We start from the raw sequence: 17029 nt of genomic DNA, 5'->3' as shown, positions 1-17029 counted from the left end.
CTATTCGGCTGTGCTTTACTTACGATTCTACCCACTCTTTTCTCAGCGTAAATAGATCTTTTAATTCGTCTGTTGATAACTCGGTAATCCAATTCTCACTCTGAATTACTTTTTCTGACAGTTCTTTTTTGCTCTCAAGCATCATATCAATCTTCTCTTCTAATGTACCAAGCGTGATCATCTTATGCACCGTCACAAATTTTTTCTGTCCGATACGGTGGGCACGATCTGTCGCTTGATTTTCAACAGCTGGATTCCACCATCGATCGTAATGAATAACATGATTTGCTTCGGTTAAGTTAAGTCCTGTTCCGCCTGCTTTTAAAGATAAGATAAAGATAGGGTGCTCTCCATCTTGAAAACTATCTATCATTTGGTCACGTTTTTGCTTGCTTAGACTGCCATGCAAAAACAGTACCGTTCGTCCGAATTTTTTCTCCACATACTTCTTTATTAATTCACCCATAAAAATAAACTGAGTAAAGATCAGACACTTTTCATCCTTTTCAAGAATCGCATCGATCAGTTCAATCGTTTTAGCAAACTTTACTGATTGATCCTCAAGTTTTCCTAGCTTATCGTTCTTCGTATATAGTGCAGGGTGATCGCATATTTGCTTTAGTTTCCCTAGCATCGCAAGTAATAATCCACGCCTTTGCATCCCAGTTACTTTTTCTAACTGCTCAAATGTATCTTGAACAAGTCTTTCATATAAAGAAGCCTGTTCTTTTGATAACGGACAATATTCTTTTATCTCTTGTTTCTCAGGCAAATTGAGCTGAACAGCAGGATCCATTTTAGTACGACGAAGCAAAAATGGTTGAACAAGTTGTTTTAATTGCTGTAAACGCAACGTATCATTATCTTTTTCCACTGGCACTACAAATTTTTTCTGAAACGATGGTTCGCTTCCTAAATAGCCCGGGTTCAAAAAATCGAAAATAGCCCAAAGTTCAAGAAGTCTATTTTCTACAGGAGTTCCTGTTAGCGCGATCTTGTGGCGTCCGTTAAGTCTACGAATACTTCTTGATTGTTTTGTGTAGCTGTTCTTAATGTTCTGTGCCTCATCAAGCACGATTGCTTCCCAATACGTTTCACTCATCTCACTAAAATCAAGCTGGCAAGTCGTGTAGGAAGTAATAACAACATCAAATTTTTTGTACCACTCAGCAAAGTGATCTCCTTTTTTTCGGTTCCCTCCGTAATGAAGACCAACGGATAAAGTGGGTGAAAAGTTTTGAAGCTCTTTTTGCCAGTTCCCGATTACAGAAGTAGGACATACAAGTAAAAAAGTTCCTTCTTGCTTTTCTTTTTCTTTTACTTTTAAAAAGTAGTCAATTGTTTGAACTGTTTTTCCTAACCCCATATCATCAGCTAAACAACCACCAAGACCGAATTCTCGGAGAAAATACATCCATGAACTTCCTGTCTTCTGATAATCTCTTAACGTTCCGATCAGGTTTTCTGCTTTATGTTCAATTGGCAGTGTCTTAATCTCCGTAAGTTGATCCATCCATGCGTTCAATGGTTCATCCCACTCTATGTCGAGCATTGGTCCATCTGACTCTATTCCTTCAAGACCCTCTTCAGCAGGGTTGGTCTCCATATTTAAAAGATGCTGTTCTAGAACATCTTTTAACTGAATTCCTGTACGATCTACGTTCTTAATAAGATGCCGTACTTGTTTCATCCACTCAGGATCTACTCTGTACCATTGACCGTTTCTTCGCACGAGCCTCCTGCTTCCATCAACAAGCTTCCGAAATTCTTCTTCCGTAAGCTCTTCATCACCCGTTGACATTCGCCAATCAAATTGCATGATTGCATTTAAACCTAAGAACGATGGTGCTCCACCAGCTTGCTGTGATTTTGTTTTGATTTTGGCCTTAACTTTTGGTTGAAGTTCTTGAACAGTTTGCCACCATACTGGAAGGACTACAGTAAATCCAATCTGTCTTAAAAGATCGCTTTTTAGTGTTAAAAAATCCCAAGCCTCTTTCTCTGTTAATTCATTTCGTATTTCTTTTCTCGCATTTGGTTTTAACCATGAGATTAATTTTGACACAAGCTCTATATCAGATTCTAACCTCTCTTTGTAAGGCTTCCATTCTTCAGGGAGAAGTGTGCTCTTTCCGAGATACGGTACAGCTATTCCATCATCTTTTTCTTGAAGAATGGCGTCTAATTTCCATACATCTTCATTAGCTTCACCATCATTTGCAGGTTCAGACAGTTCAAATATAATATCAAAAGGCTTAGGATCTTTTCTCCAGCCAATCTTAATCAGCCATTCCTCTTCACTTAAATGATTCAAGGCGGATATAATCTGTCGAGATATACGCTTCATACGTTCTCTGTTAAAGTTTAAAGGCATGTATGTGTTGCTGTCGTGTGGCAATGTTGAAAGAGCTTCCGTTACCCAAGCTGATTCAATCCTCTCTCCATCCGTTCTCCATGCCCATGATCCTGTCTTCCATGCTTCATAGTCAGGAGTAACCTTTTCTTTTTGCATCAAATGAAAGACATCATTAGCCTCTTTTACAAAAGTCCAAGAATCATCTTCCCAATTGCTTTTCGTTATAAAAAAGTCGGGATATCGATTAAAAAGATCAAAAGCTTCTCCGGCATTTAAATATACATTCTGATCATCATCAACATCTAGCATCGTCCCATAGAATGAAGGCTTATGCCATGTAAATAAAAGAGGTTTCCAGTCGTTTACATGCACTCTTTTCGAATGTTTAGTGGCCCATAAAACCATGTTGCCATGAAGCCATTTCGCGTGTAACAAAAGATTGCTTGTATCGATCATGAAATAAACTTTCCTTTCCTTAGCTCTTCCTGAAAGGCCCTAAGCCGCCCATAAACAGTAGCAACTTGATTGATATATTGTGAAAAACGTTCTTCTTCACCAAGATCAAAATATAAGGATCGAAGTGTTTTCAAATGTTTGATAGCGGATTGATAAGATTTCCTAGTCCTCTCATTTATAAGCCTATCAATCGCTTGGTGATAGATAGGCAGTACTGATTCCTTTTGAAAGGATACGACCTCTTTTAAATCCTTTCTTTGAATCAATTCCGGTGAGTAGCCCATAATAACTTGCAGTTCTACCCACCTCTCGTGCTCACCGATCACCATCAAATATTCTCCGTATTCATAGAACGTAATTGGCAAGAACTCAATCAGCATCTCTTCATACTGATCCTCGTCGCCTGTATGTTGAGCGTACTTCCAAAAATAGCTCAAGTATTCATGAAAAAACTCACGAGATTCAGAATGGTAATAGTACGTTCCAACACCTTCTAGAAAATATGGCTTTAGATCAAGCAGCCACAACAAGAGACGATTCCATTCTTGCTTGTCTACTAATAACTTCATCCAAACAAGATAATGAACCATATCTACTTTTTTTTCACACTGAGTTAACCGTTTAAAAGCTAGTTCTTCATTTCCACTAGCAAAAGCAAAATGAACAAGAGCTAGTTCAAGCATTTGAGATGTTTTGCCACTCTCTTTTTCTTCTAAAAGTTGCTTTTCATACTTGCTAACCCATGCTTGCTCAACATAAAGTAACGACCAGCTGACCTGAAATAAATAAAAAAGAAGATGTCCCCACTTAGGAGGGATTTCATAAAGGCTCTGAAAGTTTCTTAAACTCTCTTCCAAAAGTTTTTTATTCTCATTCAATAACTTTTTACTGTTGATCTGCTTTAATGTTATATACATCTGATCACATAGTTTCTCAACGGTAGCATCAAAGTTTGACTGCATATATGTAGCTACGCCATATTGACCTTCAAACGCAAACAATCGAATCAGCGTTTCGATTTGTACGTGATATTTGTATAATAACGCAATATCTTCGTCAAAAAATTGTCCTGCATTTAAGAGCGCAGGATAATAATCGCGATAGATATGAACAAACGTATAACTCGTATCTTTTCCATCCACGAGATCTCGAAAGGAGACGGTTTGCAATTTTCGTCTCTCGAATGTTTCGAACCGTTCTGAAAAATACTCTCGCCATAGTTGCACAGAATGTGTGTTTTGTACTTTTTGTTCAGGCGTTTCATAGTGGAATTGAGTTAGATCTTTATCTTTTTGTTCTTCAGTTGGTTTCATTCCGTCTCCCCCCTTTCTTTTTATTACCAATTATAGCAAAATACATCTATACTCATTCATGTATATCATATCTATTTTAAAGGAAACCGTTGAAATTGACCAAAGAAACACTTCTTAAAACTTAAGTTATTCCATTTTTTACCGATAATACATTAAAGTACTTTTTTTACATGTTCATTGAAAGGGAGCTCTACTGATGAAACAAATCACCATTCAAGAAAAAATCTATAAATTACGAGAAGAATTATATTTTGTTTCTAATCAACTTAACTATGATCTTACAAACCCTATACTCGTTTCAATTAGTCAACAGCTAGATCAACTGTTAAATCAGTACGCTAGAATAAAACAAGAAATATAAAAAAATGGCCGTGATGACCGGCCATTTTAATTATGTTCATTATAAAGGGATCTTTGTTTTTCAAGCTTATCAAGTATCCGTTCAATTTCCTCTCTGGCGACTTTGTTTGAGATCATATCCTTTCGAATTAAACTCTCTACAGCATCATGCTCAGCATATAAAGCTTCTATTGTTGCCTTATACTCTTGAGATTTCCTCCACTCTGGGTGTTGTTCATATAAATGATCTAACCTTTTTTTTGCTACTTCACTGCTATGTAAATATAGTGACTGTATCCTTTCGAAAACAACAGGTGAGATTATTGCTTCTCGTTTCAACTTTACTAAACGTTCTATTGCATACTCATATCGATTTACAGCCGCAATGATTTCTTCATATTCTGTTTTTTCTTTGTCCTGTCCCTTTACCTTCAACCTACTGATTAAAGGTGATATCGTCAACCCTTGAACAATTAAAGAAAAGAACACTACGCTAAAAGCTAGTATAATAACATTCTCTCTTCCTGGAAAATCATTAGGTAAACTTAATGCTAGTGCAATAGACAAGGATCCTTTTAGCCCACCCCAATTAAGCACATGCTTCCACTTTGCAGGAATTCCTTTCATCCTAAACAAAGTACTGTATATCGAGATAGTTCTTGCTAAAAGCACGATAATTACACTGCTTAAAATCAATCCCCATTTATCGTTTATATTAATATAAGCAATTTCTAGTCCTACGAGTAAAAATACGATTGAATTTGCAAACAAAGCTAAAACATCCCAGAATGAGTGGATGTTGATTTTGGTAGTAGGACTCATTCCAATTTTTGCGCCATAGTTTCCAAAAATTAAACCCGCCACAACTACGGCTATTACTCCTGAAACATGAATACTCTCCGCGATTGAAAAACTCCCATAAAACAACAAGATTGAAAATAAGATTTCAAGCGGATAATCGTCATACCAGCTCGTTAACTTTGAAAAGATATATCCAAGTCCTACACCTACGAGCACACCGCCAATAGATACCTTTAAGAGCATAATGAGCGCTGAAAAAAAACCTCCGCTCCCCATGTCGATATAAGTAGGTAAATAGATTGAAGCAATCATAAAGAGTATAACTGCTAATCCATCGTTAAATAAACTCTCTCCTTCAATTATGGTAGCAAGTTTTCTATTCACCCCGAGAGTTTTAAATATGCTTAATACTGAAACAGGGTCTGTAGCACTCATTAAAGCAGCAAAAACAAAAGCGGTTTGAAGTCCAAAACCAAGCAAATAGTAGGATCCCAAACCTACAACAAGAAACGTAATAAATGTCCCACCCACCGCAAGCGCCATAATCGGTTTTGCCTGTTCACGAAGATGACGATAGGGAAGTTTAATACTTGCTTCTCCTAATAAAATAGGAAGCAGCAAAGAAATAATAATAAATTGAAAAGTAAAGCCTTCTTCTATTACTCCCTTTAGCGGATCAAGTTCCGGTACTGGTACAAGCCCTATTATTCCTCCTATAATAACTAACGCGATTGGGTATGGCTTATTCATTTTCTTAGCCACCGCCGTTACACCAACAGCTACTGCTAATAAGACTAGTGCTATATTAAAAGAATGATGCATGTAAACACCTCTTTCTAACTCAATCATTCTCATATATTCCCTAATCACTTTTAATTCAGACCCATGATTAAAAGAAGTCATTCGACATTTCCATATTCTTTTTGTAGTTTTATGTAACATTATCACTATTTTAGCCGAAACCCTTTTTCTTTTTGTAAATTTATTGCATATTAAGTGAAGATAAAATCTCTCATGAAAGTTGTGAATAGAACATGTTATTGCAATTAATTGAGGAAAAACGTGAAGTGTTGCTATGTCTTGGAAAAACATATGGATTAACTGCAAAAGAAACGGTGATCTGCAGTCAGGAATTAGATCAGTTGTTAAATCGCCTAGATGATTTCATAAGTGAAACTAGCGATAACTCGTAATTATTTGTCTATTTCCTGGGGAATTTGTCGTTTAAGAGATTATGATTTTAGACTTAAACGAAACGTACATAAGTATTATCTATTAAATTCCAAAATTACCTATTATTATATGAAAATAGTAATGTAATCTCTTTGTTACCTTCTCCTAACGAGTTTGTCACATTCGATTAGTATAATTGGCAACCGAGGCGTATTTAACCAATTATACATATTAGGAGGAGTTATCATGATAAAAAAATGGGTAATTACAGGGGCTCTAGCATTCGGATTGCTCGTTTCTGCTCCCGTTAGTGGATTTGCAGCAATGGGGGATCACACTCTCCGACCGGGTACTTGGGACAATGACGTGTATGAACTTCAAGGAAAATTAAAAGCGTTAGGATTTTATGATTTTGCTGTAACAACAGGCTATTACGGTCCCGTTACAAAACAAGCTGTAACCGATTATCAACGAGCTAAAAGCTTATTAGTAGACGGTATTGCAGGACCTCAAACGTTTAACAGCATTCAAAATAATGTTACAAAAAAGAGTATGACTGTTGCTGCGACTGCCTATACAGCAAGCTGTGAAGGCTGTAGCGGTACAACATTCAATGGCACAAATTTAAAAGAAATTCCTTATGCAAAAGTAATCGCTGTTGATCCAAATGTTATTCCTATCGGATCTGTTGTTTATGTTCCTGGGTATGGTTATGCTGTAGCTGATGATACAGGCAGCGGTATTAACGGTAAAGAGATCGATATCTTTTTGAAGAACTATTCAGATGCTGTTAATTGGGGCAGAAAAAGCGTTAATATTACAATTTTAAACTAAAATGAGATGAGGTCACTGTACCTCATCTTTTCTTTGCTCACAGCATAAAAATATGCTGTGAGTTTTTTTATGTTTATATTAATTTCAAAAATATTACATTTTTTATTTTCTAAATATTATAATAATGATAAAGTTAAATTAACATTTTTGAGAGGATGTACATAGATGAACATGAAGGATCAGATGTCGATCATTAAAAATGCAATAGCGGAAGTATTGACAGGAAAAGAAGAACTTGTTGAATTAACGATGATTTCAATAGTTAATAGAGGTCACTTATTATTAGAAGATGTTCCTGGGACAGGAAAAACCGTGCTTGCTAAAAGCCTCGCTCGCTTGATAGGAGGAGAATTTAAGAGAATACAGTTCACACCAGATATCCTTCCTGCTGATATTACGGGCATACAATTCTTTCACCCGAAACATCAAGAGTTTGAGCTGCGCCCTGGTCCGGTTATGACTAACATCTTATTGGCGGATGAAATTAACCGTGCGACACCTCGAGCTCAATCCAGTCTATTAGAAGTGATGGAAGAAAGGCAGGTTACGATTGATGGTGAAACCCTTCCCCTTCCGTCTCCGTTCTTAGTTCTGGCAACACAGAATCCTATTGAATCTCACGGAACATTCCCGCTTCCTGAGGCACAGCTTGACCGTTTTTTTATGAAACTGCCGTCTGGGTTTCCAAATTACGATCAAGAGAAAGAAATGCTTCACATGTATCGTAAAAAGAATCCTCAAGACTCTTTAGAGCCTGTATTCTCTTTAGAAGATATATTAGTCATGCAAGAAGAAGTAAAGCACATTCATGTTAGTGATAGTGTTGAAAATTATTTACTGTCCATTGTACACGCTACGCGCAGTCATGAGTTTATTGAGAACGGCGTGTCTCCTCGTGGTACCCTTGCTTTCATGAAAGCTGCTCAAGGCGCTGCTTACGTGCAGGGCAGAACGTTCGTTACTCCAGACGATGTTCAATTTGTAGCACCATATGTATTAACTCACCGACTAGTTTTGACGATGGAAGGAACGATGAGAAAAACGAAAGAGCAAGTGTTAAAAGAGATCCTTGATGTTACCATAGTCCCTGTAGAGTCTGAGGCGGGTAGATAATATGCAATGGAACAGCGAGGTATGGATTAAATCCATCTTTCGAATCTTAGTTGTATTCAGCCCACTAATCCTTTTGATTGGTTTTTATCGTAATATTTCATTTTTATTTTTAATAGGGCTGGCCATCATTTTTTTATATGGAACGCTGTTGCTGCAATCTAGGTCAGCAATAAATGATATTGTACTTGATACTACTAAACAAGTTCATCGTTTGTTTCCTGGCGATAGTGATCAGTTTTATGTAAAACTTCTTCATAAGGGAAAATGGCCTTCTTATAGAGGAGAACTCATCTTCACACACCGAGCACCGATATCTGTCACAGGAGATGTTGAGTCGAACAACACTGCAAAAGGAAGAATTGAAGTAAAACGTCATTTTGGGCTCTATCGTCAAACCTCTTTTACACAAACAATACCTTTTACTGCTACACGAAGAGGAACAACCAGAATTTCTAATCTGACGCTGCAGGTTCAAGACCCTCTTTCCTTAAGTGGTCAAGCATTGGCTTATTTGGGTATCTTTCCAACGGAAATTGTTGTTTACCCAAGACCGCTTCCTGTTCAACGGATTGAGCATCTGTTTTCTCAAGGTAGTGGTGAAGCAGTGAGACCTTTCGCTTTGTTTGAAAATGTTTCTCTTCCTGCAGGAAACCGAGAATACGCGCCTGGTGATTCTTTTCATAAAATACATTGGAAAGCCACAGCACGCTCAGGATCACTTCAAACGAAAGTATTTGAAAAGACAGTTGTGTATCACTGGACTTTTGTTTATACGATCCTCCCTGACCATCAAGAGATGAAATCTTCTGAGGATATGGAAAACGAGATCAGCTATTTGGCTTACATGTGTCAATTTGCTGCTGAAAAAGGAATACCGTTTGAAGTATACATTAACTTTAAAGTCCCTGGCCCGATGGGAATGTATCATGTACCAACCGGTAGCGGAGCGGTTCACTTAAGCAGCATCCTTGAAGGTTTGGCAAGGATTGATCGTTCAAATGTCATCGTAAAACCTCAGTTGATGTGGAATAAGATGGATCGTAATTTTGTTGGTACGAGTCCGTTTGTCATCTTTTTAGGTCATATACCCACCGATCCGAATTCTCAAATTTTAATAAAGAAATGGTCTAGATCAGGGGGAAGAACCTTTTATGTCGAACATGATGAAGAACTTGCCATTCTGATGCCATACCTTTCAGCGGAGGTCGCATCATGTTAAAGAAAAATCAGCAATTTACTCTTTATGGAATGAACTTAAGCTTTGACGCCATGCTTGTTTTTATAATACTGACCATCTTTTCAGGAGGTTCAACTTGGCTTGAATTCGTATGGTTCACTTCAAATCTCATTCCAATTATCGCGATTAGCGGAGGCTTATACCTTTATAAACCTAACTTAAGTAAGATCACACTCTTTACTGTTGTAATTTTATCAACACTGTTGTTTTGGTATATGACTTCTTCTCTCCTATTATCTATAGTTATAGCAATCGTACTTATGTGGAGAAGCGCAGAAAATTGGAGCGATCCATTGAAGACAGATCTTGAATTGATCTTTGGTATTAGTGCCGTGTTAACATTACTTCTTTCCCTCTTTTTCAAAGATGGCTATACAGTAATGTATGGAGCTGTGTGGATTCAATTCTTGCTTATGCTGCTCGTTAAAATGACTCTGCATTATTTTAAGAATGATTCTATTCGTATCGTAATGAAGGATTTCACTGTTCCTTTAACACTAGTTGGGTTAAGCGGAGTGATTCTCGCTGTCTTAGGACCTTTAAAACAACTACTTTATTGGGTATTAGACGGTGTGTTCTTTATTCTGTATTACATTTTGGCGGTTCCACTCTGGAAGTTAATCTCCCTTCTTCCCCCTTTAATTCAAATGCTTAGACAATTGTTTAAAATGGAGAAAAGCGGAAATGGGGATACCGGTAAGACAGACGTATTAGAGCAGCGTCCTGAAACGCTAGCGGAATCTCCAATGCTTCTATACACGACCATTGCGATTCTTATCATCATCGTCATGCTCTTTCTTTGGAAAAAGAGGAATGCATTCAACAATCAGTCCAGCTTAGTGTTTGACGGAAACATCTCAGTTCTCGATAATTCTTATGCAAACCGCCAGTTGATGGGCAAAAAAAGATGGCTTCAGTCCAAAGACAGAACAAGAAAAAGATTTTTGCACTTTGAAAAAGTAATGGACAAGAAGGGATTCGGAAGGCAACCTGGTGAATCTGCTCCGAACTGGTTTTTGAGACTAGATTTGTCAGGAGAAGAGGCGGATTCCGTATTAGAGGCTTACGAAAAAGTACGTTACGGTGAAGAAATCATTCATGATGATGAATACCATCATTATGTAAATGTATTAAAAAAATTCGAAAAATCAGAGCACTTTAAGAAGCCAAGATAAGTGGCTTCTTTTTTCTGTTCATACAACCTCATCTAATATAGACTAATAATATATAAATAGTCGGATTTCTGGCATATTAGGAGGATATTATGACAATGAAAATATATGTTATCCATGAAAATAGCGAATGGACTGCCCCGTTATTTCAACGCTTTGATGAGCTTGGTCTCCTTTATGAAGATTGGCATATGGCAAAAGGTCACATTGATCTGACAGAAGCTCCCCCACAAGGTATATTTTATAACCGAATGAGCGCATCTTCTCATACGAGAGGGCATAGATATGCACCTGAATATACATCCGCGGTACTATCCTGGCTTGAGAGCTATGGTCGTAAAGTGTTTAACGACTCTAGAGCGCTTCAGCTCGAGATCAGTAAAGTGAACCAATATAGTGCACTAAAAGCTTTTAATATCCCTGTTCCACGGACGATTGCTGCGTACGGAAAAGATGAGCTGTTACTTGCTGCAACACGATTTAACGGTCCTTTCATCACAAAGCACAATCGTGCGGGGAAAGGCCTTGGCGTTCAATTGTTCCAAACACAGGCTGCTCTTGAAACCTATGTACAATCGGAGAATTTTGATGAATCCATTGACGGAATCACACTTTTGCAAGATTATATCGAAGCACCAGAACCATTTATCGTCCGATGCGAATTTATTGGCGGCAAGTTTTTATATGCCGTTCAAGTAGATACTTCTGATGGATTCGAACTTTGTCCTGCTGATGCTTGCCAGATTGGTGATCAGTTCTGTCCGATCACAGATCAACCAGAGAATCCAACACCAAAGTTTAAGATTCTTAAAGACTTTGTACTTCCTCTACAAGAAAATTATGAGGCGTTCTTAGACGCAAATGGTATTGCGTTTGCCGGCATCGAGATCATTACGGATAAGAGTGGAAACGTATTTACTTATGATGTAAACACAAATACGAACTACAATCGTGATGCTGAAGCAGAAGCAGGTATATATGGCATGAAGGCGATTGCGGAGTTTTTAGGGAAAGAATTATAAATCAAAAAGGTGGGGCTTGAATGCCCTCACCTTTTTATTAAGTATGATCAACAACAGCAGGAGTCTGGTTCAAACTCTCCCATAGATAATATGTGATATATGTACGCCATGGTGTCCAGTCCATAGCAAGCACCCTCACCTCTTCTTCTGATGGTTGCTCAGCTAACTTCCAAACTCCACAGATAGCATTTCTTAAACCAATATCTGCAGCAGGCAGTACATCCGTTCTTCCCATTCCAAATATTAAAAGACATTCAATCGTCCATTTTCCTATTCCTCTTATAGGCAACAGAGTTTGCAGCACTTCTTCATCTGACATCTCCCATAAGCTTTCTAAATCAAGAGTACCTTCTGAAATAAGCTTTGCCAGATCAATGATATATTCGGCTTTTCTCTGACTGAATTGAAGCTCGCGAAGGTCCTCATATTTGAGGTTCGAAACAGAATTTGGAGCTGGAAAGACTTGAAATATACTTCCTTCTACCTCCACTTTTTCACCAGCAAGCTCAATAAGTCGTTCGGTCAAGGTTCCAGCAAAGGTTAAATTCACTTGCTGGCCAATAATAATTTTTACAATGGATTCAAACAGATCAGTGTCTGTAAGAAGTTTTAATCCTTCAAAGCGTTGTAGCACATGAACCAATTCCTTATGTTTAGAGAAGTGTTCATAAAGAGGTGAAAGATCGACTTCTGTTGAAAACAGTTGCTGAATTTTTTTCTTCACAACTTCTTCAGAAACGTGACCATTTAAAGGAATAGCCTTACAGTTAAGAGAGGGGCTTTTAACGGTTCCACTCGATGTTACATTTACATAGCAAGAAACCTCTTCAATTTTGATTATTTTTTCGTATGATGTAAATTCTTCATTGAGTTTTAATACATGAGTTTTTCCTGTAACTGTGAGTCGCTGCATCATCTTTTGAAAATCAAACGGTGGTTTAGGTTCAATGACAAACTTCATCCTTGTACATCCTTTCTTATGAACGCTCTTTACCCTCTTTTGTTTCTTTTTCTTTCGTTTCACTTTTCAGATATGGATTGTCTTCTAACTGGTCGATTGTATGTTTATAGGAATACCCTTTCGTAATGGCGGCTGCAAAAATAATAACGACGAAGATAATGATAACGAGGGTTATTAGGATTGAAATGGTTAATGTGTTCATACAAACTCCTTATCAAAACTGATTTTACTTGTATGATAGCACATTTTCCCATTAAATAATTTAGCACTAATCGAGTTAATGCTATGAAAAAAGCAGCTATGCCGATAGTAGGCACAACTGCTTAAATTTATATTTATTTTTCTTCAAACTTATCATGCATTACTATTCGATTGACATCAAAGCGCTCTGTAGGTTTTGCAGGACCGTCGGCATATCCTAATGTAATCATCATAACTGGAATAAATCGTTCTGGGATTCCGAGTGCAGGCACAATCGCAGCATGGTCAAACCCTGTCATCGGACATGAATCAACTCCAACTGCTTTAGCTGCAAGCATGAGCTGCATCGCACCAAGTGATGCATTTTTGAGTGCTTCTCTCTCACCAATCGCACGACCTTGTGAATAGGCTGAGTTTATATTTTTCAATAACATATTTCTTGCTTCTTCTGGAGCTTTTTCAAATACTTCCGCAGCTACTTTATCTGCTTCTGTATCTCCTAAGACTACAACTACAGCAGATGCATCCAACACATGCTTTTGATTATAAGCAATTGGGAAAAGTTTTTCTTTTTGTTCTTGAGACGTTACTACAATAAATCGCCAGTGCTGAAGATTCCATGCTGATGGTGCTTTTCCTGCCATCTCAAGGATTTGGTAAAGTGTTTCGTTCGGGATTTCTTTATCTTTTTCATACAAACGTACAGAAGATCGTTCTTCCATAACTTTAAATGTTTCGTTCATTTTCTCCACTCCTTATCCCACATTTCTCTAAAGTTCTCTACAAATAACGAGGTGCCACGTTTCGTTGACACCTCGTTACTATTCCACCAATTATAGTGGGTTATCAGTTGAAGTCAAAAGTTATGCATTGCGTTTCGCTAAGACTAATTCCTTAGCTAATTCTGTAGCTCTTTCTCTTGCATCAGCCAAAATTTCTTCTGCACGATCTGGTGCTGCTGCCATCCCTTCTGTAAATACATGATGATAATCAGTAATTCCGATGAATGCCATCACGCCTTGAAGATATCCGTTCGTAAACTCAAAAGCTTGAGCAGGACCTTCAGAATACACACCGCCACGAGATTGAACGTGCACAGCAGTCTTTCCACCTAATAATCCAGCTGGTCCGTTTTCCGTATATTTAAACGTCTTACCTGCCATTACTACATTATCGATATACGCCTTAAGCATTGGAGGATAGCTCAAGTTCCACATTGGTGTGTTGAATACATACATGTCTGCTGAAAGGAACTGTTCTAAAATTTCTCCCATTCGGCTTGTTTTTTCGACTTGTGATGGAGAAAGCTCTAAGCCAGCAGCTAATTTCCCCCAAGCATCTAGAACATCTGCATCGATGAACGGAATGTTCTCTTCATAAAGATTTACCGTTTCGATCTCAACATTTACATTTTGGTTAGAAAGTTCATTTAAAAAGTGACGTCCTAAACGAAGTCCAAACGATTGATCCATTGGTTTTGGGTTAGAGTTAATGTAAAGTACTTTCATTTTTTTCTCTCCTTTTATATCTGTTGTATTTAGTGATTAACTTCTCTTTAGTAAGTCGATTCTTTTACATCATAATTCTATTACTTACTTTTGTCAAGCACTAAACTTTTAATTATTATCATGATTTATTTTAGTGATTTTTTCCATTAAAAAACGCTTTCTGGCTAATAGCCAGAAAGCGATAAGGGGGAGCAAAAATTAATCGTTCCGTTAAAAGGAACTAGTACCTTTATAAAAATTATATTCTTCAAGGCCGTCAAAACATTGCAAACGGTCCCCGATCGTTAAACCAAAATCAATATAAGCATGGCTTTTTGCTGTTAACAAATTTTTATCTTCCACAATCTGTTTAGACTGGTAAGTACCATTTAACCAGCTGTTTGTTTTAGCAAATTCATCTTCACGTAGAGAAACAGTATATGACCTGCCGTTTAATATGCCGGCTCGTCCTAAAATAACTGCCCCGTTCCCAATAGCTGCAATCTTTATATTCTCTCTGTTGAAAACTTGCAATAGATGTAAAAGCCTTGGATTTCCTTGTGTGAATGCTTGCTTTCCTCCTGGAATAATAAGCATCTCATAATCGATTGGACTAATATTCTTCATCTTTATCGTAGGCTGCATCAGTAAACCACATTCACTTGTAACAGTTCCTGGCAACAGCGAGAAAGGCAGCACTTCATATTTTTTACCGATTATAGATAAAGTCGTCATTACTTCAACTTCTCTAAACTGTGGATACAAATAGACAAGCACTTTCTTTTTCAATGGTATTCACCCATTCCTGTTACTTTTCTACCCGTCTTGCTGGGAAGAGGGTGTATAATTATTGTAACAGGATGCCAACTTGCTTTGTATTGGGAAAATTGAAGGAGAACATGTGCTTTCTTTTTAGTAAAATACAAGCAGTTTTCCCAACTTATTAGATAGAATTGATAGGTTATTTATATAACTTTGTGTTTTAAAGTGTCTTTTTTCTGGTTAGAATGTAGGACTTTCCGATTTAGGAATGCAATCAAGAAGGAAAGGAGGAACAGAAAACTTACTAACACATATGTCTCCCGGACTCCAAATTCTTCTGCAAACCAACCAAGTAGTAATGTTGCTATTCCAAATGTCCCATACACGAGGGTTCCATGAGATGCGTAAACTTTTGCTAGCTGTTTATCTCGATAGGATTCTTGAATTAACGTATTTTGCGAAACATCTCTCGCCATTTGCGGAAACCCAAACACGAATGACACAAATAAGGCAATCCACGCTGATGATGTCAAACCGAACCAAACGTTAAGTAACATCAAACAAACAGTAGATGCCATAATGACAAATCCCAGCTGTGATTCCATTTTTTTAGAAAACCGATATACTACGAGACCCGCTACCATCATTCCTGCAAAGAAAGACGCATTGATGTAACCCCACCATGCTTCTCCTTTTCCAATCGCCGTTTCAACATAAACATAAAGAATCGCGGCAATCCACACCCCATGACCGAAGGTTTCAAGCACATCCATAACCGTTAAAGTGGTAAGCTTTTTCGATTGAAAAATCAGTTGCCATCCTTCTTTCATTGCGTGCCACTTTGATTCATGTGATTGAACGTTTTCTTTTTCGTTAACCTTTAATTGTGTTGTAAGTAAAGTTGCAGCTACAAATATGAAGAAAGTAACCCATAGCATGTTTTGTTCACCCCATACTACTAAAAGCACACTTCCGAGCGGCCAGGATAGGAGCATAGAGGTCTGGTTTGCAATACTAATAAAACTGTTTGCTTTAACAAGCTCAGAACTTTCTACGAGGTCAGGTACCATTGATCTTCGTGCAGGATTTCCGAGACCTTCGAGCAGAGAGATAACCACTATTAACACATATAAAAGTGTAAAAGTAATGGCTTTATGTATTCCATATAAACTCAATAGACATAAACAAAATAACAATCCTGTTTTAAGTAGCAGCGTATTGATCAACAAACTCATTCGGTTGTACTTTTCGATGAATAGAGGTGCAATAAAACCTGAAACGAGCAACGACATCGTCTTCGCAAATGGAATAAAAGCCATATGTAAGACAGATCCTGTTTCATTATAAACAAGTGTAATGAGACAAATAATATATAGAATATCTCCTAAATTTCCGAGCGTCTGTCCGCTCCATAAAAAATGAAAATAGCGATTTGCTTTAATCATAAATATGTACCATCCTTTTTATGGTAATCAAAACCAAACAAAGTGTACCACAGGATGGATGATTACGTCTTTGATGGTGTTCTTTGATGGTGTTTCAGAAGTAGGTGAGAGTATCGAATAAAAAGTGACCCTTAAGGTGATGAGAAATTTCTCTGGAGTCGATCATAAATCCTCCGAATCGATCATAAATTCTCGGCATCGATCATAAATCCTGAGAATCGATCATAAATTCTCGGAACCGATCATAAATCCTGAGAATCGATCATAAATCCTCGGCATCGATCATAAATCCTCGGCATCGATCATAAATTCTCGGAACCGATCATAAATTCTCGGCATCGATCATAAATCCTGAGA

15 protein-coding genes and 2 pseudogenes are annotated in these 17029 nt (G+C 37.6%); 8 read left to right on the top strand and 9 right to left on the bottom strand.

The genetic code is table 11. The features are described 5' to 3' along the window. Positions 1-19: 19 nt before the first annotated feature. Complete coding sequence (locus P4V41_RS16830; protein WP_328086314.1) at positions 20-2812, bottom strand: DEAD/DEAH box helicase; 2793 nt, start codon at positions 2810-2812, stop codon at positions 20-22. Next, positions 2809-4125 carry a hypothetical protein gene (locus P4V41_RS16825; RefSeq protein WP_328086313.1) on the bottom strand — a complete coding sequence of 439 codons (1317 nt, stop codon included), beginning with the start codon at positions 4123-4125 and terminating at the stop codon, positions 2809-2811. Before P4V41_RS16825 ends, P4V41_RS16830 begins: the two co-directional genes overlap by 4 nt. Positions 4126-4321: 196 nt before the next feature. Here P4V41_RS16825 and P4V41_RS16820 point away from each other — a divergent pair, with 196 nt between their 5' ends. Continuing rightward, entirely contained in the window at positions 4322-4486 is a 165-nt protein-coding gene (locus tag P4V41_RS16820) for an aspartyl-phosphate phosphatase Spo0E family protein (protein ID WP_328086312.1), read from the top strand. A gap of 26 nt (positions 4487-4512) precedes the next feature. On the opposite strand, the gene P4V41_RS16815 is transcribed toward P4V41_RS16820, so the two are convergent. Continuing rightward, positions 4513-6114, bottom strand: a complete 1602-nt coding sequence (locus P4V41_RS16815; protein ID WP_328086311.1) for a cation:proton antiporter — start codon at positions 6112-6114, stop codon at positions 4513-4515. A gap of 185 nt (positions 6115-6299) precedes the next feature. On the opposite strand from P4V41_RS16815, the gene P4V41_RS16810 reads away from it, so the two are divergent. From P4V41_RS16810 to P4V41_RS16780, 7 genes and pseudogenes are all read left to right on the top strand, one after another. Beyond that, a complete protein-coding gene (locus tag P4V41_RS16810; RefSeq protein WP_328086310.1) occupies positions 6300-6458 on the top strand; it encodes an aspartyl-phosphate phosphatase Spo0E family protein in 159 nt (52 codons plus the stop codon). 226 nt (positions 6459-6684) lie between these two features. Further along, positions 6685-6951 (top strand): annotated as a pseudogene (locus P4V41_RS16805) (peptidoglycan-binding domain-containing protein); the annotation flags it as partial. A gap of 24 nt (positions 6952-6975) precedes the next feature. Continuing rightward, positions 6976-7272, top strand: a pseudogene (locus tag P4V41_RS16800) (3D domain-containing protein); the annotation flags it as partial. Positions 7273-7437: 165 nt separating this feature from the next. Next, complete coding sequence (locus P4V41_RS16795; protein WP_328086309.1) at positions 7438-8385, top strand: MoxR family ATPase; 948 nt, start codon at positions 7438-7440, stop codon at positions 8383-8385. 1 nt (position 8386) lies between these two features. Further along, a complete protein-coding gene (locus P4V41_RS16790) occupies positions 8387-9604 on the top strand; it encodes a DUF58 domain-containing protein (protein WP_328086307.1) in 1218 nt (405 codons plus the stop codon). After that, complete coding sequence (locus P4V41_RS16785; protein ID WP_328086306.1) at positions 9598-10797, top strand: hypothetical protein; 1200 nt, start codon at positions 9598-9600, stop codon at positions 10795-10797. The genes P4V41_RS16790 and P4V41_RS16785 overlap by 7 nt, the downstream gene beginning before the upstream one ends. 89 nt (positions 10798-10886) lie before the next feature. Then, positions 10887-11816, top strand: a complete 930-nt coding sequence (locus P4V41_RS16780; RefSeq protein ID WP_328086304.1) for an alpha-L-glutamate ligase — start codon at positions 10887-10889, stop codon at positions 11814-11816. A gap of 37 nt (positions 11817-11853) precedes the next feature. Here the strand turns inward: P4V41_RS16780 and P4V41_RS16775 are convergent, their stop codons facing one another. The 6 genes from P4V41_RS16775 to P4V41_RS16750 all read right to left on the bottom strand — a co-directional run bounded on the left by P4V41_RS16775 (position 11854) and on the right by P4V41_RS16750 (position 16672). Next, complete coding sequence (locus P4V41_RS16775) at positions 11854-12777, bottom strand: DNA-3-methyladenine glycosylase (protein WP_328086303.1); 924 nt, start codon at positions 12775-12777, stop codon at positions 11854-11856. 16 nt (positions 12778-12793) lie between these two features. Further along, complete coding sequence (gene ytzI / locus P4V41_RS16770) at positions 12794-12979, bottom strand: YtzI protein (RefSeq protein WP_328086302.1); 186 nt, start codon at positions 12977-12979, stop codon at positions 12794-12796. Between the two features lie 133 nt (positions 12980-13112). Beyond that, positions 13113-13721: a nitroreductase family protein gene (locus tag P4V41_RS16765; protein ID WP_328086301.1), complete on the bottom strand. Its 609-nt coding sequence runs from the start codon at positions 13719-13721 to the stop codon at positions 13113-13115. A 120-nt stretch (positions 13722-13841) separates the two neighbouring features. Then, positions 13842-14486, bottom strand: coding sequence for an FMN-dependent NADH-azoreductase (locus P4V41_RS16760; protein WP_328086300.1), 645 nt, complete (start codon positions 14484-14486; stop codon positions 13842-13844). A gap of 210 nt (positions 14487-14696) precedes the next feature. Continuing rightward, positions 14697-15254 (bottom strand): DJ-1/PfpI family protein, encoded by a 558-nt coding sequence (locus tag P4V41_RS16755; protein WP_066391610.1) that lies wholly within the window; start codon positions 15252-15254, stop codon positions 14697-14699. A 176-nt stretch (positions 15255-15430) separates the two neighbouring features. After that, positions 15431-16672, bottom strand: a complete 1242-nt coding sequence (locus P4V41_RS16750) for an MFS transporter (protein WP_328086298.1) — start codon at positions 16670-16672, stop codon at positions 15431-15433. Positions 16673-17029: the final 357 nt, after the last annotated feature.

The organism is Fictibacillus nanhaiensis, from assembly GCF_036213205.1.
GTDB classification, from domain to species: Bacteria; Bacillota; Bacilli; order Bacillales; family Fictibacillaceae; genus Fictibacillus; species Fictibacillus nanhaiensis_E.
The sequence above is the reverse complement of the archived record's forward strand: the minus strand, read 5'-3'. Positions and strand labels throughout refer to the sequence as shown.